Below are 25,147 nucleotides of genomic sequence, written 5' to 3' on the forward strand. Positions count from 1 at the left end.
CCAGTATGCCCAGCCAAAGCGCCACATTTCGCCCGGCCACCGGCCTTTCCAACCCCCACCTGCAAACCCTGTGGGGGCCCCTGTGGCGCAAGCTGCCTGAACTGCAGCGCAACCGCGAGCGGCTGTGGCTGGCCGACGGCGACTTCATCGACCTCGACTGGCATGGCCCCCATGAACCCCATGCGCCACTGGTGCTTGTGCTGCATGGGCTGACCGGCTCGTCGCATTCACCCTATGTGAAAGGCTTGCAGCAAGCGCTGCGAGGGCGCGGTTGGGCCAGCGTGGCAGCGAACTGGCGCGGTTGCTCGGGCGAACCCAACCTGTTACCACGCAGCTACCACTCCGGCGCCAGTGAAGACCTGGCAGAAATTGTCAGCCACCTGCGCGCCCAACGCCCCTTGGCGCCACTGTATGCAGTGGGTTACTCGCTGGGTGGCAATGTACTGTTGAAATACCTGGGCGAAAGCGGGGTTGCCAGCCAACTGGAAGCAGCGGTTGCAGTGTCGGTGCCCTTTCGTCTGGACCACTGTGCCGACCGTATCGGCCAAGGGTTCTCCAAGGTGTATCAGGCGCACTTCATGCGCGAAATGCTGGCGTATGTGCAGCTCAAACAGCAGCACTTCCACGCGCAGGGTCAGCATGATCGGCTGGCGGCGCTGGAGCGACTGGGGCAACTGACCAACTTGCGCACCTTCTGGGACTTCGACGGCAAAGTCACAGCACCGCTTAACGGTTTTCGCGATGCGCACGACTACTATCGCCGCTCATCCAGCCACTTCTTCCTCGGCCAGAACCGCACGCCAACGCTGATCATCCATTCCAGCGATGACCCGTTCGTGTCCGGCCATAGCCTGCCAACGGCCCGTGAGCTGGCGCCACACACCCGCTTCGAACTGCACAGCCGCGGTGGTCATGTGGGCTTTGTCGATGGCAGCCTGCGAAATCCGGGGTACTACCTGGAGCGGCGGATTCCGCAGTGGCTGGTGGACGGTCAATAAAGCGTTTACCGATTACTCGCCTGTGGCTACGCCATGCTCCGGGTCATTGATCCACTCGCTCCAGGACCCGGCATACAGCTTGCCCAACGGGTACCCCGCCAGCGCCAGCGCAAACAGGTTGTGGCAAGCCGTCACCCCAGACCCACAGTAAGACACGAGCTGCTCCGGCGCGCGCCCGGCTAGCTTTTCGGCAAAGCGCTGCTTGAGCTGGTCCGCCGGCAAAAAGCGCCCATCAGCCCCCAGGTTGTCGGTAAACGCTGCGCACTGGGCCCCGGGAATATGCCCCGCCACCGGATCGATCGGCTCCACTTCACCGCGAAAACGCGGCAAGGCACGCGCATCGATCAAGGTCAGGTCACTGCTACCCAGGCGCTTGCCCAGGTGGTCGGCATCGATCAGCAGCCTGGCGTCCGGCTCACCCTTGAAGTTGCCCTCGCGTTTGGGCGGTGGGTCCAGGCTCAGCGGCAGGTGCGCGGCATGCCAGGCCTTCAGGCCACCGTCGAGAATCGCCACACCGCTGCGCTTGCCCAGCCAGACCAACAGCCACCAGGCACGGGCGGCAAAGGCACCGGGGCCGTCGTCGTACAACACCACCTCACTGTCGTTGTCCAGGCCCCACTCACGCAGGCGCGCGACCAGCCGCTGCGCATCGGGCAATGGGTGGCGCCCGGTGCGCCCCTTGCTCACCGGCCCGCTGAGGTCGCGGTCAAGGTCGGCAAAATGCGCCCCGGCGATATGCCCCTGGGCATAACTGCGTTGGCCATAGTCCACATCCTCAAGGGCAAAGCGGCAGTCGAGAATCACCAGCTTGGGCGCGTCCAGGCGCTCGGCCAACTGCTGCGGGGTGATCAATTGCGCAAGGGGCATGACAATCTCCTGATCAATGGCACTTGGGCCCTGGGCTAAAGCTCCAGGGCCTGGTTGAACGGTACATGGAATTCCTGGCACAAGGCGTCCACGGCAGCGCGGGCGTTGTCGGTCACGTAGCCGAGCTCCAGCACCAGCACCTGATAGACGCCGCGCTTGAACGCTTCTTCACCCAAATGCGCGGAATGTTCACGTGTGGTGCTGAGAAAGCGCACCCACGATGTGAGCACGATCCAGGCATTGATGGTCAGCGATTCGATCTGTGCCGGCGCCATGGCCAGAATGCCCGCCTCGACAAAGCCACGGTAGATCGCCTGGCCCTGGCGCAGGCAGCGCTCGGAAAAACGCCGATAACGGGCGGCCAGTTCGGCATCGCTGTCCAGCAGGTGCTCCAGGTCGCGGTGCAGGAAGCGGTAGTTCCACATGGCAGCCAGCAAAGCCTTGAGGTAGAAGCGTTTGTCCTCCACGGTGGCCGTGCGGCCTTGTGGCGGGCGCAGGAAGCTGTCCACCAACTCTTCATACTGGCTGAACAACAGGGCGATGATCGCCTGCTTGTTGGGGAAGTGGTAATACAGGTTGCCGGGCGAGATTTCCATGTGCGCGGCAATGTGGTTGGTACTGACGCTGCGTTCGCCCTGCTGGTTGAACAGCTCCAGGCTGTTCTGCACGATGCGCTCTCGGGTCTTCATGCGCGGGGCCATGCTCAGCTCCCAGTCTGCGGGCCTACTTCAAAGGGCCATCTTACGGCGTATTGCAGGTGGAATGCACCGTTCGAACGTGTGGAAAAATTCGCACCATCGTGCAAATTAGAGTATAGGCTCTAGAGATTCCCTGCCCGGACTCGACACCGCCATGAACTCGCCCAGTGCCTTGCCCCCTGTGCAATCCGACCTCGACCTTGCGGCGATGTTCGCTGCCCAGCGCCAGGCCTTTGCCGGCAACCCCCTGCCACCGGCTGCCCAGCGGCTGCAATGGCTGAAAAGCCTGCGCGAAGCCTTGCAGGCCCACCAGGCTGGGTTGATCGAGGCCATCAGCGAGGACTTTTCCGGGCGTAGCGCCGACGAGACTTTGTTGGCCGAGTTGCTGCCCTCGATACAGGGCCTGCGCCACGCCGAAAAACACCTGCAACGCTGGATGCGCGCCAGCCGGCGACGCGTTGGCCTGGCCTTCCAGCCAGCCAGCGCGCAGGTGCGATACCAACCGCTGGGGGTGGTCGGCATCATCGTGCCGTGGAACTACCCGCTGTTCCTCGCCATCGGCCCGCTGACGTGCGCGCTGGCTGCCGGTAACCGGGTCATGCTCAAGCTCAGCGAAGCCACACCCGCCAGTGGCCAGGCTTTGAAGCAAGTCCTGGAACGGGTATTCCCCTGCGACCTGGTCAGCGTGGTACTCGGCGAGGTCGAGGTGGGCCAGGCCTTCGCCCGCCTGCCCTTCGACCACCTGCTGTTCACCGGCGCCACCAGCGTGGGCCGCCAGGTGATGCTGGCTGCGGCGCAGAACCTGACGCCGGTCACCCTGGAACTGGGCGGCAAGTCGCCCGCCATCGTGTCGGCCGACGTGCCCCTGGACACCGCCGCCGAGCGCATCGCCTTTGGCAAAACCCTCAACGCCGGCCAGACCTGCGTCGCCCCCGACTATGTGCTGGTGCCACGTGATCGCCTGGCGGCCTTCAGCGACGCCTACCAGCGCGCCGTTCAGCGCCTGTACCCGCGCGTCGCCGACAACCCTGACTACACCGCCATCATCAACCCGCGCCAGCTGCAGCGCTTGCAGCACCTGCTGGAGGATGCCCGCGCAAAAGGTGCGCAAGTGCTCGACCTGTACCCTGGCGAGCCCCGCCAAGGCCGACGCCTGCCACCACACCTGCTGCTGGAGGTGAGTGACGACATGCAGGTGATGCAGGACGAAATCTTCGGCCCGCTGCTGCCGCTGGTGCCCTACGACAGCCTCGACCAGGCGCTGGCCTACATCAACCAACGCCCGCGCCCGCTGGCGCTTTACTACTTCGGGTATGACCGGGCCGGGCAGGAACGCGTGCTGCGCCACACCCACTCCGGCGGCGTGTGCCTGAACGACACCCTGCTGCATGTGGCCCAGGACGACCTGCCCTTCGGCGGCATCGGCCCCTCGGGCATGGGCCACTACCATGGCCACGACGGTTTCCTGACCTTCAGCAAGGCCAAAGCCGTGCTGGTCAAGCAACGTTTCAACGCCGCGCGGCTGATCTACCCGCCTTATGGCAAAGCCTTGCAGCGCCTGGTCTACAAGCTGTTCATCCGCTGAGGGGCAGCCTATGCACCGTCGTGATCTGCTGCGTTTCAGCCTTGGCGCCAGCATCTTTCTGAGTGCAACCGGCCTGGTCGGCTGCACCGCGCAAACCAGCGCACAGGGTTTCCAACTACTGCGCGACGACGACCTGCCACTGCTGCGTGCGCTGATCCCGGTGGTGCTGGCCGGCACGCAGGCCGCCGAGACGTGGGTACTGCACAGCCTCGACCACAAGCTGGCGGCCTTGTCGCCGGAAATGCTCAAGCTCACCCGGCAACTGTTCGACGTGCTCAGCCTGCCGCTTACCCGTGGCCCGCTGACCGGCGTCTGGGGCGCCTGGGAACAGGCCAGCCCCACCCAAGTCACAGCCTTCCTGCAACGTTGGCAGGACAGCTCACTGAACCTGCTGCGCATGGGTCACGCGTCATTGCTGCAGTTGCTGCAAATGGCCTGGTACGAACGCCCCGAGTCCTGGGCCGCCTGCGGTTACCCGGGCCCACCGAAAATCTGAAAACAACAAGAGCATCGCCAATGCCTGTAGCCGACCCGTTTCGCCAAGGCCTCGAACGCGGCTGGATCACCCATGACGCGTCACGCCTGGAGCACGACCTTTTGCTGGAAGCCGATATTGCCGTGATTGGCAGCGGTGCCGGCGGTGCCACCAGCGCACAAATGCTCAGCGCCGCCGGTTTCAAGGTGCTGTTGATCGAAGAAGGCCCGCTCAAGACCAGCAGCGACTTCCACCTGCTGGAGAGCGAAGCCTACGCCAGCCTGTACCAGGAGGGCCTGGGGCGCATGAGCAAGGATGGCGCCATCACCATTCTCCAGGGCCGTGCCGTAGGCGGCACCACGCTGGTGAACTGGACATCAAGCTTTCGTACCCCGCCGCAGACGCTGGCGCACTGGGCCTCGGCCCACAACGTGAGCGGTCTGGGTGAAGGTGACCTGCGCCCCTGGTTCGAACGCGTGGAACAAGAGCTGGGCATTACACCCTGGGCCATGCCGCCCAATGCCAACAACGACGTGCTGCGCCGGGGCTGCGAACAACTGGGTTACCGCTGGGCGGTGATCCCGCGCAACGTGCGCGGCTGCTGGAACCTGGGGTACTGCGGCATGGGCTGCCCGGTGAATGCCAAGCAATCGATGTTGGTAACCCGTATTCCCGCCACCCTCGACCATGGCGGCGCACTGCTGTACCTGGCCCGGGCCGAGCGCTTCACCCACAACGGCGAGCGCATCCAGAGCCTCACATGCCAGGCCCTGGATGCCCGAGGCATACACCCCACCGGCAGGCAGGTCAGCGTCCGCGCGCGCCATTACCTGCTCGCTGGCGGCGGGATCAACAGCCCGGCCCTGCTGCTGCGTTCCGACGCACCGGACCCCCATGGTCGCCTGGGCAAGCGCACCTTCCTGCACCTGGTGAACTTCAGCGCTGCGCGCTTCAAGGACCGTATCGACCCCTTCTATGGCGCCCCGCAGTCCATCTACAGCGACCACTTCCAGTGGCAAGGCGGCACGGATGGCCCGGTCGGCTACAAACTGGAAGTGCCGCCGTTGCACCCGGCCTTGGCCAGCACCCTGCTGGGTGGTCACGGACAAGAAAACGCCCAGCGTATGGCCGAGTTGCCGCACACCCATGTGATGTTGGCGCTGCTGCGCGATGGCTTCCACCCCGAGAGCCAGGGCGGTGCCGTGGAGCTGCGTGGCGATGGCTCACCGGTGCTCGATTACCCGGTCACCGACTACCTGCGCGACGGTTTGCGTCGTGCCTACCGCAGCATGGCGCAGATCCAGTTTGCCGCCGGCGCTACCCAGGTCACCCCCGTGCACAGCGATGCCAGCGCCACGTCCAGCCTGGAACAGGCCTTGGCCATGATCGACACGTTGCGCCTGGAACCCTTCCGCACACGCCTGGGCAGTGCCCATGTGATGGGGGGCTGTGCGCTGGGCGAAGACCCGCGTCAAGCGGTATGTGACAGCCTGGGCCGTCACCACCAGCTGGAAAACCTGTCCGTCCACGACGGTTCGCTGTTCCCCACCAGCATCGGCGCCAACCCGCAACTCTCGGTGTATGCCATCAGCGCCAGGCTCACCGAAGCACTGGTCGCCCGCCTGGCACGCAACGCATGACAACGAATACGCCCCCTGTCTATAGTGCCATCAGCCGGCCGCATGACTTGGCCGGGGCGCCGTCGCTGCGCTACCATCCGACTCCCCAACGCACTCCAGCCAGGATGACGCGATGAACCGAGTGTTGTACCCGGGTACTTTCGACCCCATTACCAAAGGCCATGGCGACTTGGTCGAGCGCGCTTCGCGGCTGTTCGACCATGTGATCATCGCAGTGGCGGCCAGCCCGAAGAAAAACCCCCTGTTCCCGCTGGAACAACGGGTGGAGCTCGCCCGTGAGGTCACCAAGCACCTGCCCAATGTCGAAGTCATCGGCTTCTCTTCCCTGTTGGCGCATTTCGCCAAGGAACAGGGCGCCAACGTCTTCCTGCGTGGCCTGCGTGCCGTGTCCGACTTTGAGTACGAGTTCCAGCTGGCCAACATGAACCGGCAGCTGGCCCCCGATGTCGAGAGCCTGTTCCTCACGCCTTCGGAACGTTATTCGTTCATTTCCTCGACGTTGGTCCGGGAAATTGCCGCACTGGGTGGGGATATCAGCAAATTCGTCCATCCGGTGGTGGCCGAGGCGCTGACCGAACGCTTCAAGAAGTAAGCCTGATCGCCTGATTGTCGCGCCCGCGTGCACTGCGGGCGCGAATGCGGCACAATTGTGCCCATTGCGTTGAACATGCCCGGGCGGTGAGCCCCGGCCGGAGTCCCCATGTCCCTGATCATCACCGACGATTGCATCAACTGCGACGTCTGCGAACCCGAGTGCCCGAACGAGGCCATCTCCCAAGGCGAAGAGATCTACGTGATCGACCCTAACCTGTGCACGCAGTGCGTGGGCCACTACGACGAGCCGCAGTGCCAGCAGGTCTGCCCGGTCGACTGCATCCCGCTGGATGAAGCCCACCCGGAAACCGAAGAGCAGCTGATGGCCAAGTACCGCCGCATTACTGGCAAGGACTGACCATCACCAGGCAAGGGCCTCCGCCCTTGCCTCAGCGCTGGCAACGCGGGCAGTACACGCTCGCCCGCTGCCCCAGCTTCACCTCGCGCAACTCCGTGCCACACACCTTGCACGGCTGCCCGCCGCGACCATAGACGAACAATTCCTGCTGGAAGTACCCCGGCTGCCCATCGCCCCCGATAAAATCGCGCAGGGTGGTGCCCCCTTGCTCGATCGCCGCCGCCAGCACCCGCTTGATCTCGATCGCCAGCTTCAGGTAACGCGCCCGGGAAATCCCGCCCGCCTCCCGGCGTGGGTCGATGCCTGCGGCAAACAGTGCCTCGGTGGCGTAGATGTTGCCCACCCCCACCACCACTGCGTTATCCATGATGAAGGGCTTGACCGCCATCGACCGCCCGCGCGACAGCTGGAACAAGCGCTCGCCGTCAAACAGGTCGGTCAACGGCTCTGGCCCAAGGCGTAGCAGTAGTTCGTGTTTCAGCGGGTCCAGGCTCCACAGCATGGCACCAAAGCGGCGCGGGTCGGTGTAGCGCAGCATCAGCCCCGATTCCAGCTCGATATCGACATGTTCATGCTTGGCCGCCGGTAAACCCAGCTCGACCAGCCGCAGGTTGCCAGACATGCCAAGGTGGCTTATCAACGTGCCGACTTCAGCATTGATCAACAGGTACTTGGCACGCCGCTCAACGCTGACAATGCGCTGCCCCGACAGCCGTACATCCAGGTCTTCCGGGATGGGCCAGCGCAGGCGCCGGTCGCGTACCACCACACGGCTGACGCGTTGGCCTTCCAGGTGCGGCGCAATACCGCGCCGGGTGGTTTCTACTTCTGGCAATTCCGGCATGTGTCAGTGCCCGCCCAGCTCGCGAATGTTCTGCTTGAGGTTTTCGAAATCGTATTCCGACAACCCAATGTAATCGAGCACCAACGGGCCCACCACATTCCACTCATGGTCCACCGCCTGGTTGCCCAGCACCCGGTAGGACGCGCAAATGTGCTCGGCCATCTTCAACACCGCCAGCAGGTTTTTCAGCTGGCTCTGGGTATTGCGCGAACTCTCGTCGCGGAACACGGCCAGGGCGTTATGGTGGTTGGCGATGGCCGCGCTCAGGTGCTCGGGTAGGCGCCAGGACTTGGCAGTGAAATAGCCGACCACCGAATGGTTGGTGTTGAACGTATGGTTTTCAGTATCGACCACGCGCGTTTCTTCGCCGGCCTTGGCGTAGGCCTCCTCCAGCACCTCCATGTAGTTGGGGAAGCGCTTGAGCATCAACGGCACGCCGCAGTCATGGAACAGGCCCAGTGTGTACGCCTCGTCCGCTGCCTGGATACCGGTGCGCTTGGCCAGGGTCAGGCAAGTGTTCGCCACGTCCTGCGCGGTATCCCAGAAGCGGTTGAGGGTAACGATGGTCTCGTCGCTCATCTCGCCCTTGATCGACTGGGCGTTGATCAGGTTGATGATCGAACGGCTGCCCAGCAGGTTCACCGCGCGCTGGATCGAGCCGATCTTGTTGGACAGGCCGAAGTGCGGCGAGTTGACCAGTTTGAGCAAGGCGCCGGAGAGGCCCGGGTCCTGGGAAATCAGCTTGGCGATGGTTTCCAGGTCCGGGTCAGGCATGTACTGCTCGAACTGCAGGTCAACCATGATCTGCGGTTGCGGCGGGATGGTGATGCCTTGCAAGGCTTGCTGGATCTGTTCGGCGCTGAGTTCTTGGGACATACGTGCACACTCGTTTAGGACGGGGGATTCTAACCCAGTTGAGTGCACAAGCGCTTTGTCGCGCCTCGAACAGAAGTGCGGGCCAACAGGTTATACTCCCGCTCTTTTTTCCCGGAGCGACGTCATGTCCCTGCCCAGCCTTCGCCTCAAAGCCAATGCCGACCGCCGTCTGCGCGCCGGCCACCTGTGGGTCTACAGCAACGAAGTCGACGTCAGCGCGACCCCGCTGCAAGGCTTCCAGGCCGGTCAGCAGGCTGTTCTCGAGGCAGCCAATGGCAAGCCTCTGGGGATTGTTGCACTCAGCCCGAACAACCTGATCTGCGCCCGCTTGCTGTCGCGCGACATCAAGCTGCCGCTGGACAAGTCGCTGCTGGTTCACCGCCTGAACGTCGCCCTGTCGCTGCGCGAGCGTCTGTTCGACCAGCCGTGCTACCGCCTGGTCTATGGCGACTCCGACCTGCTGCCGGGCCTGGTAGTCGACCGCTTCTTCGACATCCTCGTGGTGCAGCTGGCCTCGGCCACCATGGAGGCGCACAAGGACGACGTGATCGCCGCCCTGGTTCAGGTGCTCAAGCCAAGCGGCATCCTGTTCAAGAACGACTCCGCCGCGCGTGATGCCGAAGGCTTGCAGCGCTATGTCGAAACCGTCTACGGCGAAGTACCGGACTGGGTGCCGCTGGAAGAGAACGGCGTCAAGTTCGAAGCCCCGGTGCGTGAAGGCCAGAAGACCGGCTGGTTCTACGACCACCGCATGAACCGTGCACGCCTGGCCCCCTATGTAAAAGGCAAGCGTGTACTCGACCTGTTCAGCTACATCGGTGGCTGGGGCGTGCAAGCGGGTGCCTTCGGCGCCAGCGAAGTGTTCTGTGTGGATGCTTCGGGCTTTGCCCTGGATGGCGTGGAGCGCAACGCGGCACTCAACGGCATCAGCGAGAAACTGACCTGCATCGAAGGCGACGTGTTCGAGGCCCTGCGCGAACTGAAGGCCGCCGAAGAGCGCTTCGACGTGATCATTGCCGACCCACCCGCCTTCATCAAGCGCAAGAAAGACCTGAAAAACGGTGAAGCGGCCTACCGCCGCCTCAACGAACAGGCCATGCGCATGCTGAGCAAGGACGGCATCCTGGTCAGCGCCTCGTGCTCGATGCACCTGCCCGAGGACGACCTGCACAACATCCTGTTGACCAGCGCCCGTCACCTGGACCGCAACATGCAGCTGCTCGAGCGCGGCGGCCAAGGCCCGGACCACCCGGTGCACCCGGCCATTGCCGAGACCCGCTACATCAAGAGCATCACCTGCCGGTTGCTGCCTAACAGCTGATTGCGATCGACCGGGGGGCCTTACGCCCCCCGGCACGCTTCAAATGTCCAGAACGTGCGTTGCAATCCCGAAGTACACCAGCACCCCCGCGGCATCGGCAATCGATGTGATCAGTGGCCCGCTGGCTGTCGCTGGGTCGAGCCTGAAGCGACTCAGCAGAAATGGCAGGCTCATGCCGATCAGGCTTCCGACCAGCACGATGATCACCATGCTGCTGGCTACGATCAGGGCAATTTGCAGCCCGCCGCGCAATACCCCCAAGGACGCCACGGCAACAGCCATGGTGCAGCCTAGAGCCAAGGCAACCCCGAACTCCCGGCCCAGCATGCGCCACCAGTCACGCATGGCCACTTCGCCCGTCGCCAGGCCTCGTACCATCAGCGTTGCAGACTGGGCGCCAGCGTTTCCGCCGCTGTCCACCAGCAATGGCAGGAAGAATACCAAGGCGATGTGTGCTGCGATGGTTTCCTCGAAAGCGGCGATACCCGCCCCAGAAAACAGGTTGCCAAATACCAGCAACACCAGCCATAGCACGCGCTTGCGGTAGAGCAGCCCCAAGGTCGCATCCCGCAGGTTGCCAACGTGATTGGTGATCGAGGCGCCCTTGTGGAAGTCCTCGGTCGCCTCACGACGCATCGCGTCCAAGGCCTCTTGGCTCACAGGCTGCCGGGTATTCTTGTCGTTTTGATAGTGCATGAAGTTCTCCAGGCGCCCAACCAGGCGCCCACAGACCTCAGCCTTTAAGACTCAAGCCTTCGACAGCCCTGGCGACGGCGCGCTCAGTGCCAGATAGCAGGTTCGTATGGAACCGGTAACTGGGAAGGTCCATTGAGGGGTATCTCGTGAAGCCGCACATGCGGCGGCCGGATAATAGTTATTCATGGTGGCCAGGTCAGCCCCTTGGGTCATGTTTAGGAAGCGTCCTACAAACGCCGGCCGTTAGGCCAAAATCACCGCCTGCACACATCTTCATTCCCTCGCCGCGCCAGCGGTGTAGAATCGGCCTATTCATCGCCAGTCATCCCCGGCGGGTTTATGAGCTCTGGCCAAGCACGCGGCGATCCCGCGCGGTCTTCGGCCTCATCCGTGCCAGTGGCAACCGGCCTGCGGCGCAAAGGACAAGAGAAGCTCACTCCCCTTTTTGTGACCTGATTAAGCCGCCAGGAGTGTTTCATGCCTGATTATCGTTCCAAGACTTCCACCCAAGGCCGCAACATGGCCGGCGCCCGTGCCCTGTGGCGCGCCACCGGGATGAAGGACGAAGACTTCAAGAAACCGATCATCGCCATCGCCAACTCGTTCACCCAGTTCGTCCCGGGCCACGTGCACCTGAAGGACCTGGGCCAGCTGGTTGCCCGCGAGATCGAACGCGCCGGTGGCGTGGCCAAGGAATTCAACACCATCGCGGTCGATGACGGCATCGCCATGGGCCACGACGGCATGCTGTACTCGCTGCCAAGCCGCGAGATCATTGCCGACGCCGTGGAATACATGGTCAACGCCCACTGCGCCGACGCCATCGTGTGCATTTCCAACTGCGACAAGATCACGCCCGGCATGCTGATGGCCGCCCTGCGCCTGAACATCCCGGTGATCTTCGTTTCCGGCGGCCCGATGGAAGCCGGCAAGACCAAACTGGCCAGCCACGGCCTGGACCTGGTCGATGCCATGGTCATCGCCGCCGACTCCACGGCCTCCGACGAGAAAGTCGCCGAATACGAGCGCAGCGCCTGCCCGACCTGCGGTTCGTGCTCCGGCATGTTCACCGCCAACTCGATGAACTGCCTGACCGAAGCACTGGGCCTGGCCCTGCCGGGCAACGGTTCGACCCTGGCCACCCACGCCGACCGCGAGCAGCTGTTCCTCACCGCCGGCCGCACCATCGTCGAGCTGTGCAAGCGCTACTACGGCGAGAACGATGAGTCGGTACTGCCGCGCAGCATCGCCAACTTCAAGGCGTTCGAAAACGCCATGATGCTCGACATCGCCATGGGCGGTTCGACCAACACCATCCTGCACCTGCTGGCCGCCGCCCAGGAAGGCGAGGTGGCATTCGACCTGCGTGACATCGACCGCCTGTCGCGCAAAGTGCCGCAGCTGTGCAAAGTGGCGCCGAACATCCAGAAGTACCACATGGAAGACGTGCACCGCGCCGGCGGCATCTTCAGCATCCTCGGTTCGCTGGCCCGTGGCGGCCTGCTGCACACCGACCTGCCGACCGTGCACAGCCGCAGCATGGAAGAAGCCATCGCCAAATGGGACATCACCCAGACCGATGACGAAGCCGTGCACACCTTCTTCAAGGCCGGCCCTGCCGGGATCCCGACCCAGACCGCGTTCAGCCAGTCGACCCGTTGGGAAACCCTGGATGACGACCGCGAAAACGGCTGCATCCGCAGCTTCGAGCACGCTTATTCGCAAGAAGGCGGCCTGGCCGTGCTGTACGGCAACATCGCCCTCGACGGTTGCGTGGTGAAAACCGCGGGTGTCGACGAGTCGATCCACGTGTTCGAAGGCACCGCGAAAATCTTCGAAAGCCAGGACAGCGCCGTACGCGGCATCCTCGCTGACGAAGTGAAGGCCGGCGACATCGTGATCATCCGTTACGAAGGCCCGAAAGGCGGCCCGGGCATGCAGGAAATGCTGTACCCGACCTCGTACCTGAAGTCCAAAGGCCTGGGCAAGGCTTGCGCCCTGCTCACCGACGGCCGCTTCTCGGGTGGCACTTCGGGCCTGTCGATCGGCCACGCCTCGCCAGAAGCTGCTGCGGGTGGCGCCATCGGCCTGGTGCGTGACGGCGACAAGGTGCTGATCGACATCCCTAACCGTTCGATCAACCTGCTGGTCAGCGACGAAGAGCTGGCCGAACGCCGCGTCGAACAGGACAAGAAGGGCTGGAAGCCTGCCGAAGTACGCCCACGCAAGGTGACCACTGCGCTGAAGGCCTATGCCCTGCTGGCGACCAGTGCCGACAAGGGTGCCGTGCGCAACAAGGCTATGTTGGAAGGCCTGTAAGAAGCGTCTGAAAACACCAACCGGCGCCCCGTGCGCCGGTTTTTTTGCTTTTCCGCTCCCATACTGCCTAAAAACAGCCTTAGGGGGCAATGGCAGCCATGACTTGGAAAAGCCTGCTGTACAGCGTGACCATAGGGTACGTATGCCTGGTACCCACCTCTACCCAAGGTCAGGAGCGCGCAATGACCGGAGCCATCAGTTTCAGGGGCTCGGTACATGTACCTGGTTGTCGCCATGCCTGGGACGCCGAACAAGGGCGTTTGGTGCTTACTGATTGCCCCAGCGCCATCCCCCCATCAGACGCACCTCCTGCCCACTTGCAAGCCAAGAACATTTTCTCTGGCGAGTATGCCACGGTCATTCATCAAGAGACCCAGGCCGGTCACACGTTCGCCATCCACGACCGCTACGGCAAACGTGTTTCCAGCGGCAGTTATCGAATCACGGTACACGTACCATGAGCCTACTGAATCTGCTCCGGCGTCACGATCACCCAGTTCTTGTCCGCCGTCACCGGCAACCCTTCCTTGGCCTGAGCGGCGGCATTTCTGGCAATCATGCCATTGAGCTGGTCCATGTATTTGGCCTTGCGGTTTATCCACAGGTGGATGCCGCCCTTGCCCACATCCACCCCATGAAACTGCATGTAGCCATCACTGGTTGGCGTGTCGCCGCCCACCAGCACCGGCTTCTTCCATTCATCGATGTAGGTGAGGATCGCCGCCTGCTTACCCGCCATCCAGGTGGCCGGGGTCCACAGGTACGGGGTCAGTTCCAGCCCTTCGTTGGCCTTGGCGTCATAGTGCCCGGCGCTGATCTGCTTGCGTGCCGTGGTCAGCTGGCCATTGGCGCGGTCCTTGAGCAGCAGGCTCACGCCAATCACGTTTTGCGGCTTCACGTTGTAGCCGTACTTGGGGTCTGACGCGACCATGCGCACCAGCTCTTCCGAAGCCGCCGAGATCACGTACACCTCGATGCCGTTCTCCATCAGCTTGTTGTAAAGCTCGGCCTGGCCCTTGAAGACCTTGGGTGGCTGTACCTCAATAGTCTTGACTTGGTCGCCTTCGTAGTAGGTGCTGGGGATCGGCTTGGTAGAAGCCATCAGCTCATCCACCTGCACCTTCAGCTCCTTCAGGGTAAAGCCCGAGAACACCTGGGCCACCCACGGATAGCAGACCATGTCGTCAACTTCGCACAACCGGTAGTAGTAGCTGAACAGGCTTTCCTTGTGCTCGGCGGTGTCCTTGAACGGCATCAGCTTCAACGACGGGTCGAGCTTGTCGCGGCTCAGCAGGCCCTTGTTCTCCATGAATGGCAGCAGGGCCTCTTCAAGGTCATAGCGGTAACTGGTGTTGTCCATGTCGAACACCGCGTAATTACCTTTGTTGGCATTCGCGGCAATCATGCCGTCGAGCTGCTTGGCTGCTTCTGCAGGCCAATGCTTGAGCTCGGTGGCGAAGGTTTCGATACTGAACAGCAGGGACAGGCCGAGGGCCACGGCTTTAGGGGCGCGCTTCATTTACGAATCTCCTGAAATGACCCGGAAACGCTAGTGCAACATTCCCCGCCAACGGCCCTCGATAACGACCTCCATGCAGCTGCAAACGCCGTGTTCATTGCAACCTGCGACACGCCGTTATTCCATGAACGACTATACACATTCCATTTGGATATAAATTCGTTTGTTTTCAGCCTGTTAGCATTTCCGTTCGCAATCGCTCACAGAGGCGATGCTTCCTTTGCTTTTTTCCGCTGGAGCTTCAATGAACCTGCCGCTGTCTCTTAACCTGCTGGCGTTCCTGGCCCTGTTGCTGGGCCTGGCACAAACCCGCCGAACCGACTGGAGCCTGGCCAAGAAGGTGCTGCTGGGCCTGGTGCTGGGTGTGCTCTTCGGCCTTGCCCTGCACACGGTCTACGGCGCTGGCCACCCGGCGCTCAAGGCCACCATCGCCTGGCTCGACCTGGTCGGCAACGGCTATGTCGGCCTGTTGCAGATGATCGTCATGCCGCTGATCTTCGCCTCGATCCTCAGCGCCGTGGCACGCCTGCACAATGCCTCTTCGCTGGGCCGCATCAGCGTGCTGAGCATCGGCACCCTGCTGCTGACCACCGCCATTGCCGCGCTGATCGGCATCGTGCTGACCAACCTGTTCGGCCTCAGCGCCGAAGGCCTGGTGGCCGGCGCCCAGGAAAGCGCGCGTATGCAGGTTATCCACAGCGACTATGCCGGCAAGGTCGCCGACCTCAACATCCCGCAGCTGCTGCTGTCGTTCATCCCCAGCAACCCGGTGGGTGACCTGGCGCGGGCCAAGCCGACTTCGATCATCAGCGTGGTGATCTTTGCCGTGTTCATCGGCCTGGCGGCCTTGCAGCTGATCAAGGACGATGCCGAGAAAGGCGAACGTGCCCTGTCGGCCATCGACACCCTGCAAGCCTGGGTGATGCGCCTGGTGCGCGTGGTGATGAAACTGACCCCGTATGGCGTGCTGGCGTTGATGACCAAGGTCGTGGCCAGCTCGAACATGGAAGACATCCTCAAGCTGGGTAGCTTCGTGGTGGTGTCGTACCTGGGCCTAGCGCTGATGTTCGTGGTGCACGGCATCATCCTCGCCGCCACTGGCGTGAGCCCGCTGCGCTTCTTCCGCAAGGTGTGGCCGGTGCTGACCTTCGCCTTCACCAGCCGCTCCAGCGCTGCCAGCATTCCGCTGAACATCGAGGCGCAAACCCGTCGCCTGGGCGTGCCGCAATCCATCGCCAGCTTCAGCGCCTCGTTCGGCACCACCATTGGCCAGAACGGTTGCGCCGGCCTCTACCCCGCCATGCTGGCGGTGATGGTGGCGCCGGCGGTAGGCATCGATACCTTCGACCCGCTGTGGATCGCCACCCTGGTGGCCATCGTCACCCTGAGTTCGGCAGGCGTTGCCGGCGTGGGCGGCGGGGCCACCTTTGCTGCATTGATCGTGCTGCCGGCCATGGGCTTGCCGGTGGAGCTGGTGGCGTTGCTGATTTCGGTAGAGCCGCTGATCGACATGGGCCGCACGGCGTTGAACGTGAACGGTTCGATGACGGCGGGCGTGGTCACCAGCCAACTGCTGAAAGAGACCGACAAGTCTGTGCTGGCGGGCGATGAGCATGCCGAGTTGAGCCATACCTGACGGATCACCCGGGGCTGCCATACAGCCCCAATATCCCGTAACGCAATGGCATGGGAAGTGGGCAACAGGCGGCTGGCAGCATCGCTATACTGCTAGCTCGCCTTATCGAACACTCCAAGGGAAAGGCAACACCATGCCCCAGTACGACATGACCCAGGCCGAAGCCGAAAAGCTCCGCATTGAGGTGGCCAAGATCCGCGTCGAAGTCGACAAACTGATGGCCGAGACACGCAAGCTGAATGCCGAGGCCGTCAAGATGACCCGCGAAACCTTCTGGTACCCGGTTGCCATCGCCGTCGGTTTCGTCACCACCGTGGCGACTGTCACCGCACTGATCATCAAGCTGCTCACCTGAGCATCACCGCTCACCTTGCGCTGCTTGCCGGCGATGGGCTGCACAGCAGCCCCGGTAATATCAAACCTTGTCCCAGACCTCGAAGTGATAGGCAGGTTTACCTTCTTCAGCCTGCGCCTCACTCGACGCCAGCTTCCACTGCCCCTCATCAAACGCAGGGAACCAGGCATCCCCTTCCGGCGCCATTTCCACCCGCGTCAGGTACATGCGGCTGACCAGCCCTTTCTCCAGCGCCTGCCCATACAGCTGCGCCCCGCCAATCAGCATCAGCTCATCAACGCCTTGCTCGCGCGCCCACTGTTCAGCCCGCACCAGCGCCTCCTCCAGCGACGCGAACACCTCGGCGCCTGCCAGCTCAAGCCCCGGCTGGCGGCTGACGACGATGTTCAACCGCCCGGGCAGTGGCCGCCCCAGCGAGTCCCAGGTCTTGCGCCCCATGACGATCGGCTTGCCCAGGGTGGTGGCCTTGAAGTATTTGAAATCCCCCGGCAAATGCCAGGGCATGGAGTTGTCGATGCCGATCACGCGGTTTTCAGCGTATGCCGCGATCAGGCTGAGGGGGAGTGATGTATTCATGCCGGCGAGGATAGCACCGGGCGTGTGGGTTATGCTTCTGCCCTGACCTGTGCAATGGAAGACCTTGTGACTGCACCCACTTCACTGGACAAGCGCTGGCTCACCGAAGCGGTACGCCTGCGTGAAGAACATGCCGGCCCTCTGGAAGACCAGGAGGCCAACCGCCGCGCCCGCCAACTGGGCGGCGACCTGGCGGCCCGTATCGAAACCCGTGCGCTGTGCCTGGCCGAACGCGACGGCATGACTGTCGCCTTGCACCACTGGAAACAGGGTGCGCGCCTGGCGCTGCTGCCCTTGTTGCTGCTGGCCGTGCTCAGCGGCGCAGGCATGGCGCTGGCCGCCCTGGGCGATGGGCAACGGCCGGTCAACGTATTCTGGGCCTTGGGCAGCCTGCTCGGGCTGAACCTGCTGATGCTGCTGGGCTGGGCCGTCGGCTTTGCCATCAGTGGAAACCACGGCACGGGGCTGGGCCGCCTGTGGTTATGGCTTAGCGAACGCTTTGCCCGCGATGCCAAGGCCGCGCACTTGGCACCTGCGCTGCTGGTGCTGCTGCAACGCCAGCGCCTCAACCGCTGGTTGCTCGGCCTGCTGGTACACGGCCTGTGGCTGCTGGCGATGCTCACCGCCCTGGGCATGCTCCTGGCCTTGCTGGCTACCCGGCGTTATGGCTTTGTCTGGGAAACCACGCTGCTTGCCGCCGACCCGTTCATCCACCTGACCCAAGCCCTGGGCGCCCTGCCCTCGCTGCTGGGCTTTGCCATACCCGACGAGGCCATGATCCGCGCCAGCGGCGACACCTTGCCCGCGCTGGATCTGGCCCGCCAGGCCTGGGCCAGCTGGCTACTCGGCGTAGTGCTGGTGTATGGCCTGCTGCCGCGCTTGCTGCTGGCCGCGTTGTGCCTGTGGCGCTGGCGCCAGGGCCGCGAGCGCCTGACGCTGGACCTCAGCCTGCCCGGCTACGCGCACCTGCGAGATGCGCTGATGCCCCGCAGCGAGCGCATCGGCGTGCAGGACGCAGCCCCCGAGGCTTTGCCACAGTTTGCTGCCGGCCAGCTGGAAAGCGGCAGCAGCGGTGCCCTGCTGGTCGGCCTGGAACTGGACGACCAGCGCCCCTGGCCGCCCGCCCTGCCCAAAAACGTGACCGATGCCGGTGTGCTCGACAGCCGTGAATCGCGCAACCGCCTGCTTGAACAACTTAGCCGCTTCCCGCCTGCTCGCCTGGCCATCGCCTGCGACCCACGGCGCTCACCCGACCGCGGCAGCCTGGCGCTACTCGCCGAACTGGCGCGCAATGCCGGTGCGACCCGAATCTGGCTATTACAGGCCGCGCCTGGTCAGGCTCTCGATGCCCAGCGCCTGGGTGACTGGCACGAAGCCCTCGACCGCCTTGGCCTGGCACACGCCGACACCTCGCCCTTGACCTGGCTGGAGCATGGCCATGACTGAGCCGCTGAAACTGGCCGTGGTCGGCCACACCAACGTCGGCAAGACCTCGCTGCTGCGTACCCTCACCCGTGACGTCGGCTTTGGCGAAGTCTCCCACCGCCCCAGCACCACCCGCCATGTGGAAGGTGCGCGCCTGTCGGTGGACGGCGAACCCTTGCTGGAGCTGTACGACACACCGGGCCTGGAAGATGCCATCGCCTTGCTCGACTACCTCGAACGCCTGGAGCGCCCGGGCGAGCGCCTGGACGGCCCGGCCCGCCTGGAGCGCTTCCTGCAGGGCAGCGAGGCACGCCAGCGTTTCGAGCAGGAGGCCAAGGTGCTACGCCAGCTGCTGGCCAGCAATGCCGGCCTGTACGTGATCGATGCGCGTGAGCCGGTGTTGGCCAAATACCGCGACGAGCTGGAAGTGCTGGCCAGCTGCGGCAAGCCGTTGCTGCCAGTGCTCAACTTCGTCGCCAGCCACCAGCACCGCGAGCCGCAATGGCGTGAAGCCCTTGCCCGGCTTGGGCTTCACGCGTTGGTGCGGTTCGACAGCGTGGCCCCACCCGAGGATGGCGAGCGGCGTTTGTACGAGAGCCTGGCCCTGTTGCTGGAAGACGCTCGCCCTGCCCTGCAGCGGCTGATCGACGACCAGCAGGCGCAGCGTCTGGCGCGCCAGCACAGCGGCAAGCGCCTGATCGCCGAGCTGCTGCTGGACTGCGCCGCCTGCCGGCGCAGCGTCGAGGCAGAACCGGCTGCCGAGGCCAGGGCCATCGAAGCATTGCGCCAGGACGTGCGCCAGCGGGAACAGCGCTGCGTCGAGGCGTTGCTCAAGCTGTATGCCTTCCGCCGCGAAGATGCCCATGCCAGCGACCTGCCTTTGCTGGATGGCCGCTGGGGTGACGACCTGTTCAACCCCGAAACCCTGAAGCTGCTGGGCGTGCGCCTGGGCAGTGGTGTGGCGGCCGGGGCGGCCGCCGGTGCCGGGGTTGATTTGCTGGTTGGCGGCCTTACCCTCGGTGCAGCGGCCTTGGCAGGTGCAATTGCCGGTGGCGCGCTGCAGACCGCGCGCAACTATGGGTCGCGGTTGATGGGCAAGCTTAAGGGCAAGCGCGAGCTGACCGTGGACGACACGGTATTGCGCTTGCTGGCCTTGCGTCAGCAGCAGTTGATGGTTGCGCTGGACAACCGTGGGCATGCGGCGCAGGACAGCATTCGGCTGGGAGAGCTGGATGAGAAGACGTGGCGTGAAGGCAGGTTGCCAGAGGCGCTGGTCAAGGCGCGGGCACATCCGCAGTGGTCCACCCTTAATCCAGGGGCGAAGCTGAATCAGGCTGAACGGCAGGAACAGCTAGAGGCGTTGGTTTCTCAGTTTTGAGTAAACAGGTCTGGCCTCTTCGCGGGTAAACCCGCTCCCACAGGGATAGCGCAAAGCCCAGTTCCTGCGCAGTACTTGTGGGAGCGGGTTTACCCGCGAAGAGGCCAGACCTGCAAAGTGAAGTGCTACTGCTGGGCCACCTTCTCCGACTTACCGTCATAGCGCTTGCGCCATTCAGCCAGAATCTGGTCGCGATTCTTCGAGGCCCAGGCAAAGTCGTTCTTGATCAGGCGCTGCTCATAGTCCGCAGGCAACTCGGTCTGCGGTTTGGCAATGCCCGGCGCCGCCAGCACCGCGAAGTTCTCCTTGTACAGCTCCATGGCTGCGGGGCTTGCCGAAAAATCGGCCAGACGCTTGGCCGCATTCGCCTTGGGCGAGCCCTTGATCACCGCAGTCGCCTCGATCTCCCAACCCAGGCCTTCCTTCGGCAGCACGATGTCCAGCGGCGCGCCCTGGCGCTTGAGCTGCACGGCCGGGTATTCGAACGAGATACCGATCGGGAACTCGCCCGCTGCCGCCAGCTTGCATGGCTTGGAGCCAGAGTGAACGTACTGCCCGATGTTCTGGTGCAGCGCGTCCATGTAGGCCCAGCCCTGTGGCTCACCGAAGGTCTGCAACCAGGCGCTCACGTCGAGGAAGCCGGTGCCGGACGAGGCCGGGTTGGGCATGACGATCTTGCCCTTGTACTCCGGCTTGGTCAGGTCCTGCCAGCTCACCGGTTTGCTCAGGCCCTGCTTCTCGGCCTCGACGGTATTGAAGCAGATGGTCGCGGCCCACACGTCCATGCCCACCCAGGCCGGTGGGTTGGCGGCATCGCGGTAGTTGGCTGCGATCTTGCCCAGGTCTTTTGGCGCGTAGGCTTCAAGCATGCCGTTCTGGTCGAGAACGGCCAGGCTGGACGCCGCCAGGCCCCACACGGCGTCAGCTTGCGGGCGGTCTTTCTCGGCCAGCAGCTTGGCGGTGATGATGCCGGTGGAGTCGCGTACCCACTTGATCTCGATGTCCGGGTTGGCCTTTTCGAAGGCCTGCTTGTAGCTCTTCAGTTGTTCTGCTTCCAGGGCGGTGTAGACCGTCAACTGGGTACCGGCGGCCGAAGCCTGTAGGCTGAACACGGCAGAAACGGCAGCGGCAAGTGCAAGGTGCTTGTACATGGGTAGGTTCCTTACAGGTCAGACGGTCGCGGCGCGTTGGCGCCAGGCTTGGGAGCGGCGCAGCAGGCCGCGTGAGGCTGCGGCCAGCAGCAGTGAAGCGCCGGCACTGGTCAGCAAAATCAGGGTGGACATGGCAGCAGCACCGCCCACGTTACCGGCGTCGTCCATGTTCAGCACGGCGACGGCAGCCAGAATGGTGTCGGGGCTGTACAGGAAGATCGCCGCCGACACGGTGGTCATGGCCGACACGAACAGGTAGCGGATGATGTCCAGCAGTGCCGGCAGGCAAATCGGCACGGTCACCCGCACGAAGTGCTTGTACAGCGGTGCCTTCAGCGACAGCGCGGCGGCCTCGAACTCGCCGTCGAGCTGCCGCAGTGCCGTGGTTGCGGTCATCTGCGCGGTGGTCAGGTAGTGCGCAATGGTGCACACCACCAGCAGCCCCATGCCGCCATACAGCACATGCAGCGGGTTGCCGTTCAGGTTGAAGAAGAAGACGTAGCCCAGACCCAGCACCAGGCCAGGTACAGCCATGGGGATGAAACTGAGCAGGCGCAGCATCTGGTTGAGCAGGCGCTGACCTTGGGTTTTCTCCATCAGGTAAGCACCGGTGAAGATCACGATGCTGCCGATCAGCGCGGTGCCAATGGCCATGGTCACGCTGTTGCGATAAGCCAGCCAGCCGCCACCTGCGGTATCTTCGAACATGTAATGGCGCAGCGACAACGACAGGTTGTACGGCCAGAAGGTGACCAGCGAGGAATACACCGCCATGCCGATCACCAGCAGCAACGCCGCGCACACCAGCAGCACGATGGCCAGGAAGCAGGCATCTCGGCTGCGCGATGACTTGGGCTCGAACACCTGGGCACGACCGCTCATGGCTTCGCCCTGGCGCCGACGCAGCCAGGCATCGACCGTGAAGCTGAACAGCGCCGGGAGCAGCAGGACCATGCCAATCAACGCGCCACGGCCGAACTGTTGCTGGCCCACCACCGCCTTGTAGGCCTCCAGCGCCAGTACCTGATAGTCACCACCGACCACGACCGGAACACCGAAGTCGGTGATGGTCAGGGTGAACACCAGGCAGAACGCCGCGAATACCGCTTGCCGCGTGGCTGGCCAGGTGATGCTGGTAAATGCCCGGCACGGGCCGGCCCCCATGCTGGAGGCCGCATCGAACAACCGGGCATCGGCCAACGACAGCGCCGACAGCAGGATCATCAGCGCATGCGGGAAGGTGTAGATCGCCTCGCCCAGCACGATGCCCCAGAAGCCATAGATGTTGTCGCTGAGCAACCCGCGCAGCAGCCCCTGGTTACCAAACAGGTAGACCAGCGCGATGGCCGGCAGCATCGACGGCGCCAGCAGCGGCAGCAGGGAAATCCCCCGCCACACGCCCTTGGCCGGAATCCGCGTGCGTTGCAGCGCATAGGCGAACAGGTACGCCAGCGGCACCACGATGGCCGCCACGGTGAACGCCACCGACAGGCTGTTGCCCAGCAACCAGTGGAAATTGTCGCTGGCGAACAGTTCGTGGGCTGCCAGCAGGCCTCCACCCTGGTCCGCGTCAGCGCTGAAGCCACGCCAGAAGATCGCCAGCAGTGGCATCAGCACAGCCAGCACCAGAAGGATCAGCAGCAGGCTCCTGCCGCCGACCACGAACAACCGGTCACCCAGGGCGACGCCAGCACGTGGCGCGGCGTTGGCCTGGCTCAGCGGCAGGGACATTGGCGCGGCCATCTCAGGCAAACACCTGCAGCCTCTGCGGCGGCAGGGCCACCCAGATGTCCTGCGAGCCCAGGCGCGGTATGGCCTCGGGGGCCAGTTCAGCCAGCAGGGCATGGCCAGGCAGGGCTTTGAGTTCGAAGCTCATGCGGCAGCGGTTACCCAGGAACGTAATCTCGCGGACCATGGCCGGGAACAGGTTTTCCTCGTGCACCACCGGGTTGACCGTGATTGCCTCCGGGCGGCAGAACAACCGGCCGCTGCTGGCCTGTGCCGAACCCGGCGCCAGACGCATGCTCATGGCGCCGACCTGGGCATGGCTGTCATCGTTGCGCTGGAACGGCAGCCAGTTGCCCTGGCCAACGAACTCGGCGACGAACGGTGTGGCCGGCTGGTCGTAGATTTCCTGTGGGGTGGCGTACTGCTCAACCTGGCCGTTGTTCATCACCGCAATACGGTCAGCCATCAGCATGGCCTCGTCCTGATTGTGGGTGACCATCAAGGTGGTAATGCCCAGTTGGCGTTGCAGCTGGCGCAGTTCGGTGCACAAGTGCTCGCGCACCCGTGCGTCCAGCGCCGACATGGGCTCATCGAGCAGCAACAGCGAGGGGGACGGTGCCAGCGCACGGGCCAGGGCCACGCGTTGCTGCTGGCCACCGGAAAGCTGGCCGGGGTACTTCTTCTCGCTGCCAGAAAGGCCCACCAGTTCAAGCATTTCAGCCACCCGCTGACGGGCCTGCTCGCGGCCACTGCCAGTCAGGCCGTAGGCAATGTTGGCCTCGACGGTGAGGTTGGGGAACAGCGCATAGGACTGGAACAGGATGCCGTAATCACGGGCCTGGGGCGGCAGTTCGGAGATATCGCGCTCGCCGATGTACAGCGTGCCGCGGTCCTGGCGCTCCAGGCCGGCGATGCAGCGCAGCAGCGTGGTCTTGCCACAGCCGGACGGGCCGAGCAGGCACACCAGCTCGCCGGCGGCGATGTCCAGCGAGACATCGTTGAGCGCCGTAAAGGCACCGAAGCGCTTGTGGATGTTGCGCACTTTCATTTGTGCGCCGGGGGTGGCGTGGTTCATGGCAAGGCCTCATCGAAGAGATGGGGGCCATGCTAGGCAGGCTGTGCGAAGGTTCTGTGGCTTTAAGGCAAAAGCAAGTGATAGTGGTATTGGCAGATTTTGTATTGGCCCTCAAAGGCCTCTTCGCGGGTAAACCCGCGAAGAAGCCCACACCGATCTAGAAATGCGAACCAGCCACTTCCTGCGCCACGCCCAGGAATGCAGCTGGCAACCGGGCCTGGCGCCGCTCCTTCAGGCAATACAAATACTCATGCATCACCGGCGCATCCTCCAGCGCCAGCACCCGTAATTCAGGGTTATGCGGCACCTCATGCCGGGCAATCACGCTGATACCGATATTGCGCAGCACCGCCTCGCGGATCGACTCACGGCTGCCGATTTCCAGCAAAGCCCCGGCCTTCACCCCGGCCTCCTGCAGCATCTGCTCGGTCAGCTTGCGCGTGGTCGAGCCCTTCTCGCGCATCAGCAGGCAATGCCCGGCCAAGACGTCGATGGACACCGCCTGGCGGTGGGCCAACGGGTGGTTGCGGTGCACCGCCACAACCAATGGATCCGTGCCCAGGACCCGCCGCACCAACCGGGCATCCTCCACGAGCTGCGACGAAGCGGCGATGTCCACCCGGTAGTCTTCAAGCATTTCCAGCACTTGCTGCGAGTTGCCGATCTCCACCGCCACTTCCACCTGCGGAAGCCGTTCGCGGTAGATCTTCACCAAGTCGAGGATGTAGTAAGGCGCCGTGGCGGCAATGCGCAGGGTGCCTTGGGCCTGGCCGCTGTTGCGCAGTTCGAACTCGATGTCCGCCTCTTGCTGCAACAGCGCCTTGACCATCGGCAGCAGGCGCACGCCCTCTTCACTCAACACCAGGCGCCGCCCGCCACGGTAGAACAGCTCGACCGCGTACTGGCTTTCCAGGTTGCGGATCTGCGTGGTCACCGTGGGCTGGCTGAGCCCGAGCTTCTTCGCCGCCAGGGTGATGCTGCCCAGGCGGGCCACCATGTAGAAGGCTTTCAGCTCCGAACTCAGCATGCACGT

24 protein-coding genes are annotated in these 25,147 nt (G+C 63.7%); 13 read left to right on the forward strand and 11 right to left on the reverse strand.

Features of this window, described 5'->3' with window-relative positions; genetic code table 11:
* The first annotated feature begins 5 nt into the window (after nucleotides 1-5).
* The gene (locus ACF8R4_RS02835) at nucleotides 6-998 is read left to right on the forward strand and encodes a hydrolase (RefSeq protein ID WP_164525177.1); all 993 of its coding nucleotides are present in this window, start codon (nucleotides 6-8) and stop codon (nucleotides 996-998) included.
* A 12-nt stretch (nucleotides 999-1,010) separates the two neighbouring features.
* On the opposite strand, the gene ACF8R4_RS02840 is transcribed toward ACF8R4_RS02835, so the two are convergent.
* Both ACF8R4_RS02840 and ACF8R4_RS02845 read right to left on the reverse strand, forming a co-directional pair.
* The gene (locus ACF8R4_RS02840; protein ID WP_104833789.1) at nucleotides 1,011-1,865 is read right to left on the reverse strand and encodes a sulfurtransferase; all 855 of its coding nucleotides are present in this window, start codon (nucleotides 1,863-1,865) and stop codon (nucleotides 1,011-1,013) included.
* Between the two features lie 35 nt (nucleotides 1,866-1,900).
* Entirely contained in the window at nucleotides 1,901-2,566 is a 666-nt protein-coding gene (locus ACF8R4_RS02845; protein ID WP_060498075.1) for a TetR/AcrR family transcriptional regulator, read from the reverse strand.
* A 151-nt stretch (nucleotides 2,567-2,717) separates the two neighbouring features.
* Between ACF8R4_RS02845 and ACF8R4_RS02850 the strand changes: the two genes are divergently transcribed.
* From ACF8R4_RS02850 to ACF8R4_RS02870, 5 genes are all read left to right on the forward strand, one after another.
* Nucleotides 2,718-4,148 (forward strand): coniferyl aldehyde dehydrogenase, encoded by a 1,431-nt coding sequence (locus ACF8R4_RS02850; RefSeq protein WP_060498076.1) that lies wholly within the window; start codon nucleotides 2,718-2,720, stop codon nucleotides 4,146-4,148.
* Nucleotides 4,149-4,158: 10 nt separating this feature from the next.
* A complete protein-coding gene (locus tag ACF8R4_RS02855) occupies nucleotides 4,159-4,644 on the forward strand; it encodes a hypothetical protein (RefSeq protein ID WP_060498077.1) in 486 nt (161 codons plus the stop codon).
* Between the two features lie 20 nt (nucleotides 4,645-4,664).
* A complete protein-coding gene (locus tag ACF8R4_RS02860; RefSeq protein WP_060498078.1) occupies nucleotides 4,665-6,263 on the forward strand; it encodes a GMC family oxidoreductase in 1,599 nt (532 codons plus the stop codon).
* A 112-nt stretch (nucleotides 6,264-6,375) separates the two neighbouring features.
* On the forward strand, nucleotides 6,376-6,855 hold the full coding sequence (gene coaD, locus ACF8R4_RS02865) for a pantetheine-phosphate adenylyltransferase (protein WP_014861498.1): 480 nt from the start codon (nucleotides 6,376-6,378) through the stop codon (nucleotides 6,853-6,855).
* A gap of 108 nt (nucleotides 6,856-6,963) precedes the next feature.
* Complete coding sequence (locus ACF8R4_RS02870) at nucleotides 6,964-7,215, forward strand: YfhL family 4Fe-4S dicluster ferredoxin (protein WP_016489663.1); 252 nt, start codon at nucleotides 6,964-6,966, stop codon at nucleotides 7,213-7,215.
* A gap of 31 nt (nucleotides 7,216-7,246) precedes the next feature.
* Here ACF8R4_RS02870 and mutM read toward each other — a convergent pair whose 3' ends face one another.
* Both mutM and ACF8R4_RS02880 read right to left on the reverse strand, forming a co-directional pair.
* The gene (gene mutM, locus ACF8R4_RS02875; RefSeq protein WP_025340985.1) at nucleotides 7,247-8,059 is read right to left on the reverse strand and encodes a bifunctional DNA-formamidopyrimidine glycosylase/DNA-(apurinic or apyrimidinic site) lyase; all 813 of its coding nucleotides are present in this window, start codon (nucleotides 8,057-8,059) and stop codon (nucleotides 7,247-7,249) included.
* A 3-nt stretch (nucleotides 8,060-8,062) separates the two neighbouring features.
* A complete protein-coding gene (locus ACF8R4_RS02880; RefSeq protein ID WP_174244685.1) occupies nucleotides 8,063-8,881 on the reverse strand; it encodes an HDOD domain-containing protein in 819 nt (272 codons plus the stop codon).
* 178 nt (nucleotides 8,882-9,059) lie between these two features.
* Between ACF8R4_RS02880 and ACF8R4_RS02885 the strand changes: the two genes are divergently transcribed.
* Nucleotides 9,060-10,256 carry a class I SAM-dependent rRNA methyltransferase gene (locus tag ACF8R4_RS02885; protein WP_060498080.1) on the forward strand — a complete coding sequence of 399 codons (1,197 nt, stop codon included), beginning with the start codon at nucleotides 9,060-9,062 and terminating at the stop codon, nucleotides 10,254-10,256.
* Between the two features lie 39 nt (nucleotides 10,257-10,295).
* On the opposite strand, the gene ACF8R4_RS02890 is transcribed toward ACF8R4_RS02885, so the two are convergent.
* On the reverse strand, nucleotides 10,296-10,952 hold the full coding sequence (locus tag ACF8R4_RS02890; RefSeq protein ID WP_156866842.1) for a magnesium transporter: 657 nt from the start codon (nucleotides 10,950-10,952) through the stop codon (nucleotides 10,296-10,298).
* A 477-nt stretch (nucleotides 10,953-11,429) separates the two neighbouring features.
* Here ACF8R4_RS02890 and ilvD point away from each other — a divergent pair, with 477 nt between their 5' ends.
* Both ilvD and ACF8R4_RS02900 read left to right on the forward strand, forming a co-directional pair.
* Nucleotides 11,430-13,271 carry a dihydroxy-acid dehydratase gene (ilvD, locus tag ACF8R4_RS02895; protein ID WP_060544907.1) on the forward strand — a complete coding sequence of 614 codons (1,842 nt, stop codon included), beginning with the start codon at nucleotides 11,430-11,432 and terminating at the stop codon, nucleotides 13,269-13,271.
* A 182-nt stretch (nucleotides 13,272-13,453) separates the two neighbouring features.
* On the forward strand, nucleotides 13,454-13,732 hold the full coding sequence (locus tag ACF8R4_RS02900) for a hypothetical protein (protein ID WP_060498082.1): 279 nt from the start codon (nucleotides 13,454-13,456) through the stop codon (nucleotides 13,730-13,732).
* A gap of 2 nt (nucleotides 13,733-13,734) precedes the next feature.
* Here the strand turns inward: ACF8R4_RS02900 and ACF8R4_RS02905 are convergent, their stop codons facing one another.
* Nucleotides 13,735-14,790, reverse strand: coding sequence for a phosphorylcholine phosphatase (locus tag ACF8R4_RS02905; RefSeq protein ID WP_104833786.1), 1,056 nt, complete (start codon nucleotides 14,788-14,790; stop codon nucleotides 13,735-13,737).
* Between the two features lie 244 nt (nucleotides 14,791-15,034).
* Here ACF8R4_RS02905 and ACF8R4_RS02910 point away from each other — a divergent pair, with 244 nt between their 5' ends.
* Both ACF8R4_RS02910 and ACF8R4_RS02915 read left to right on the forward strand, forming a co-directional pair.
* The gene (locus ACF8R4_RS02910; protein WP_060498084.1) at nucleotides 15,035-16,426 is read left to right on the forward strand and encodes an L-cystine transporter; all 1,392 of its coding nucleotides are present in this window, start codon (nucleotides 15,035-15,037) and stop codon (nucleotides 16,424-16,426) included.
* Between the two features lie 133 nt (nucleotides 16,427-16,559).
* Nucleotides 16,560-16,781, forward strand: a complete 222-nt coding sequence (locus ACF8R4_RS02915; RefSeq protein WP_104833785.1) for a hypothetical protein — start codon at nucleotides 16,560-16,562, stop codon at nucleotides 16,779-16,781.
* A 60-nt stretch (nucleotides 16,782-16,841) separates the two neighbouring features.
* Here the strand turns inward: ACF8R4_RS02915 and ACF8R4_RS02920 are convergent, their stop codons facing one another.
* Nucleotides 16,842-17,357 carry a dihydrofolate reductase gene (locus ACF8R4_RS02920; protein ID WP_060498085.1) on the reverse strand — a complete coding sequence of 172 codons (516 nt, stop codon included), beginning with the start codon at nucleotides 17,355-17,357 and terminating at the stop codon, nucleotides 16,842-16,844.
* A 54-nt stretch (nucleotides 17,358-17,411) separates the two neighbouring features.
* Between ACF8R4_RS02920 and ACF8R4_RS02925 the strand changes: the two genes are divergently transcribed.
* Both ACF8R4_RS02925 and ACF8R4_RS02930 read left to right on the forward strand, forming a co-directional pair.
* A complete protein-coding gene (locus ACF8R4_RS02925) occupies nucleotides 17,412-18,803 on the forward strand; it encodes a DUF2868 domain-containing protein (protein ID WP_104833784.1) in 1,392 nt (463 codons plus the stop codon).
* Nucleotides 18,796-20,160 carry a GTPase/DUF3482 domain-containing protein gene (locus tag ACF8R4_RS02930; RefSeq protein ID WP_392491655.1) on the forward strand — a complete coding sequence of 455 codons (1,365 nt, stop codon included), beginning with the start codon at nucleotides 18,796-18,798 and terminating at the stop codon, nucleotides 20,158-20,160. The genes ACF8R4_RS02925 and ACF8R4_RS02930 overlap by 8 nt, the downstream gene beginning before the upstream one ends.
* Nucleotides 20,161-20,285: 125 nt before the next feature.
* On the opposite strand, the gene ACF8R4_RS02935 is transcribed toward ACF8R4_RS02930, so the two are convergent.
* From ACF8R4_RS02935 to ACF8R4_RS02950, 4 genes are all read right to left on the reverse strand, one after another.
* Complete coding sequence (locus ACF8R4_RS02935; protein ID WP_060498088.1) at nucleotides 20,286-21,311, reverse strand: putative 2-aminoethylphosphonate ABC transporter substrate-binding protein; 1,026 nt, start codon at nucleotides 21,309-21,311, stop codon at nucleotides 20,286-20,288.
* A gap of 18 nt (nucleotides 21,312-21,329) precedes the next feature.
* A complete protein-coding gene (locus ACF8R4_RS02940; protein WP_392491657.1) occupies nucleotides 21,330-23,054 on the reverse strand; it encodes a putative 2-aminoethylphosphonate ABC transporter permease subunit in 1,725 nt (574 codons plus the stop codon).
* 1 nt (nucleotide 23,055) lies between these two features.
* On the reverse strand, nucleotides 23,056-24,114 hold the full coding sequence (locus tag ACF8R4_RS02945) for a putative 2-aminoethylphosphonate ABC transporter ATP-binding protein (protein ID WP_060498090.1): 1,059 nt from the start codon (nucleotides 24,112-24,114) through the stop codon (nucleotides 23,056-23,058).
* A 157-nt stretch (nucleotides 24,115-24,271) separates the two neighbouring features.
* A complete protein-coding gene (locus ACF8R4_RS02950; RefSeq protein ID WP_060498091.1) occupies nucleotides 24,272-25,141 on the reverse strand; it encodes a LysR family transcriptional regulator in 870 nt (289 codons plus the stop codon).
* Between the last annotated feature and the right edge of the window lie 6 nt (nucleotides 25,142-25,147).

The organism is Pseudomonas sp. FYR_2 (assembly GCF_043106425.1).
GTDB classification, from domain to species: domain Bacteria; phylum Pseudomonadota; class Gammaproteobacteria; order Pseudomonadales; family Pseudomonadaceae; genus Aquipseudomonas; species Aquipseudomonas monteilii.

Bases quoted from the DNA above. Each gene is read 5' to 3' on its own strand.
- mutM (WP_025340985.1), bottom strand. From the start codon at position 8,059: ATGCCGGAATTGCCAGAAGTAGAAACCACCCGGCGCGGTATTGCGCCG.
- ilvD (WP_060544907.1), top strand. From the start codon at position 11,430: ATGCCTGATTATCGTTCCAAGACTTCCACCCAAGGCCGCAACATGGCC.
- ACF8R4_RS02940 (WP_392491657.1), bottom strand. From the start codon at position 23,054: ATGGCCGCGCCAATGTCCCTGCCGCTGAGCCAGGCCAACGCCGCGCCA.
- ACF8R4_RS02860 (WP_060498078.1), top strand. From the start codon at position 4,665: ATGCCTGTAGCCGACCCGTTTCGCCAAGGCCTCGAACGCGGCTGGATC.
- ACF8R4_RS02885 (WP_060498080.1), top strand. From the start codon at position 9,060: ATGTCCCTGCCCAGCCTTCGCCTCAAAGCCAATGCCGACCGCCGTCTG.
- ACF8R4_RS02905 (WP_104833786.1), bottom strand. From the start codon at position 14,790: ATGAAGCGCGCCCCTAAAGCCGTGGCCCTCGGCCTGTCCCTGCTGTTC.
- ACF8R4_RS02950 (WP_060498091.1), bottom strand. From the start codon at position 25,141: ATGCTGAGTTCGGAGCTGAAAGCCTTCTACATGGTGGCCCGCCTGGGC.
- ACF8R4_RS02935 (WP_060498088.1), bottom strand. From the start codon at position 21,311: ATGTACAAGCACCTTGCACTTGCCGCTGCCGTTTCTGCCGTGTTCAGC.
- ACF8R4_RS02890 (WP_156866842.1), bottom strand. From the start codon at position 10,952: ATGCACTATCAAAACGACAAGAATACCCGGCAGCCTGTGAGCCAAGAG.
- ACF8R4_RS02930 (WP_392491655.1), top strand. From the start codon at position 18,796: ATGACTGAGCCGCTGAAACTGGCCGTGGTCGGCCACACCAACGTCGGC.
- ACF8R4_RS02910 (WP_060498084.1), top strand. From the start codon at position 15,035: ATGAACCTGCCGCTGTCTCTTAACCTGCTGGCGTTCCTGGCCCTGTTG.
- ACF8R4_RS02900 (WP_060498082.1), top strand. From the start codon at position 13,454: ATGACCGGAGCCATCAGTTTCAGGGGCTCGGTACATGTACCTGGTTGT.
- ACF8R4_RS02870 (WP_016489663.1), top strand. From the start codon at position 6,964: ATGTCCCTGATCATCACCGACGATTGCATCAACTGCGACGTCTGCGAA.
- ACF8R4_RS02920 (WP_060498085.1), bottom strand. From the start codon at position 17,357: ATGAATACATCACTCCCCCTCAGCCTGATCGCGGCATACGCTGAAAAC.
- ACF8R4_RS02945 (WP_060498090.1), bottom strand. From the start codon at position 24,114: ATGAACCACGCCACCCCCGGCGCACAAATGAAAGTGCGCAACATCCAC.
- ACF8R4_RS02925 (WP_104833784.1), top strand. From the start codon at position 17,412: ATGGAAGACCTTGTGACTGCACCCACTTCACTGGACAAGCGCTGGCTC.
- ACF8R4_RS02855 (WP_060498077.1), top strand. From the start codon at position 4,159: ATGCACCGTCGTGATCTGCTGCGTTTCAGCCTTGGCGCCAGCATCTTT.
- ACF8R4_RS02835 (WP_164525177.1), top strand. From the start codon at position 6: ATGCCCAGCCAAAGCGCCACATTTCGCCCGGCCACCGGCCTTTCCAAC.
- ACF8R4_RS02850 (WP_060498076.1), top strand. From the start codon at position 2,718: ATGAACTCGCCCAGTGCCTTGCCCCCTGTGCAATCCGACCTCGACCTT.
- ACF8R4_RS02915 (WP_104833785.1), top strand. From the start codon at position 16,560: ATGCCCCAGTACGACATGACCCAGGCCGAAGCCGAAAAGCTCCGCATT.
- coaD (WP_014861498.1), top strand. From the start codon at position 6,376: ATGAACCGAGTGTTGTACCCGGGTACTTTCGACCCCATTACCAAAGGC.
- ACF8R4_RS02840 (WP_104833789.1), bottom strand. From the start codon at position 1,865: ATGCCCCTTGCGCAATTGATCACCCCGCAGCAGTTGGCCGAGCGCCTG.
- ACF8R4_RS02845 (WP_060498075.1), bottom strand. From the start codon at position 2,566: ATGGCCCCGCGCATGAAGACCCGAGAGCGCATCGTGCAGAACAGCCTG.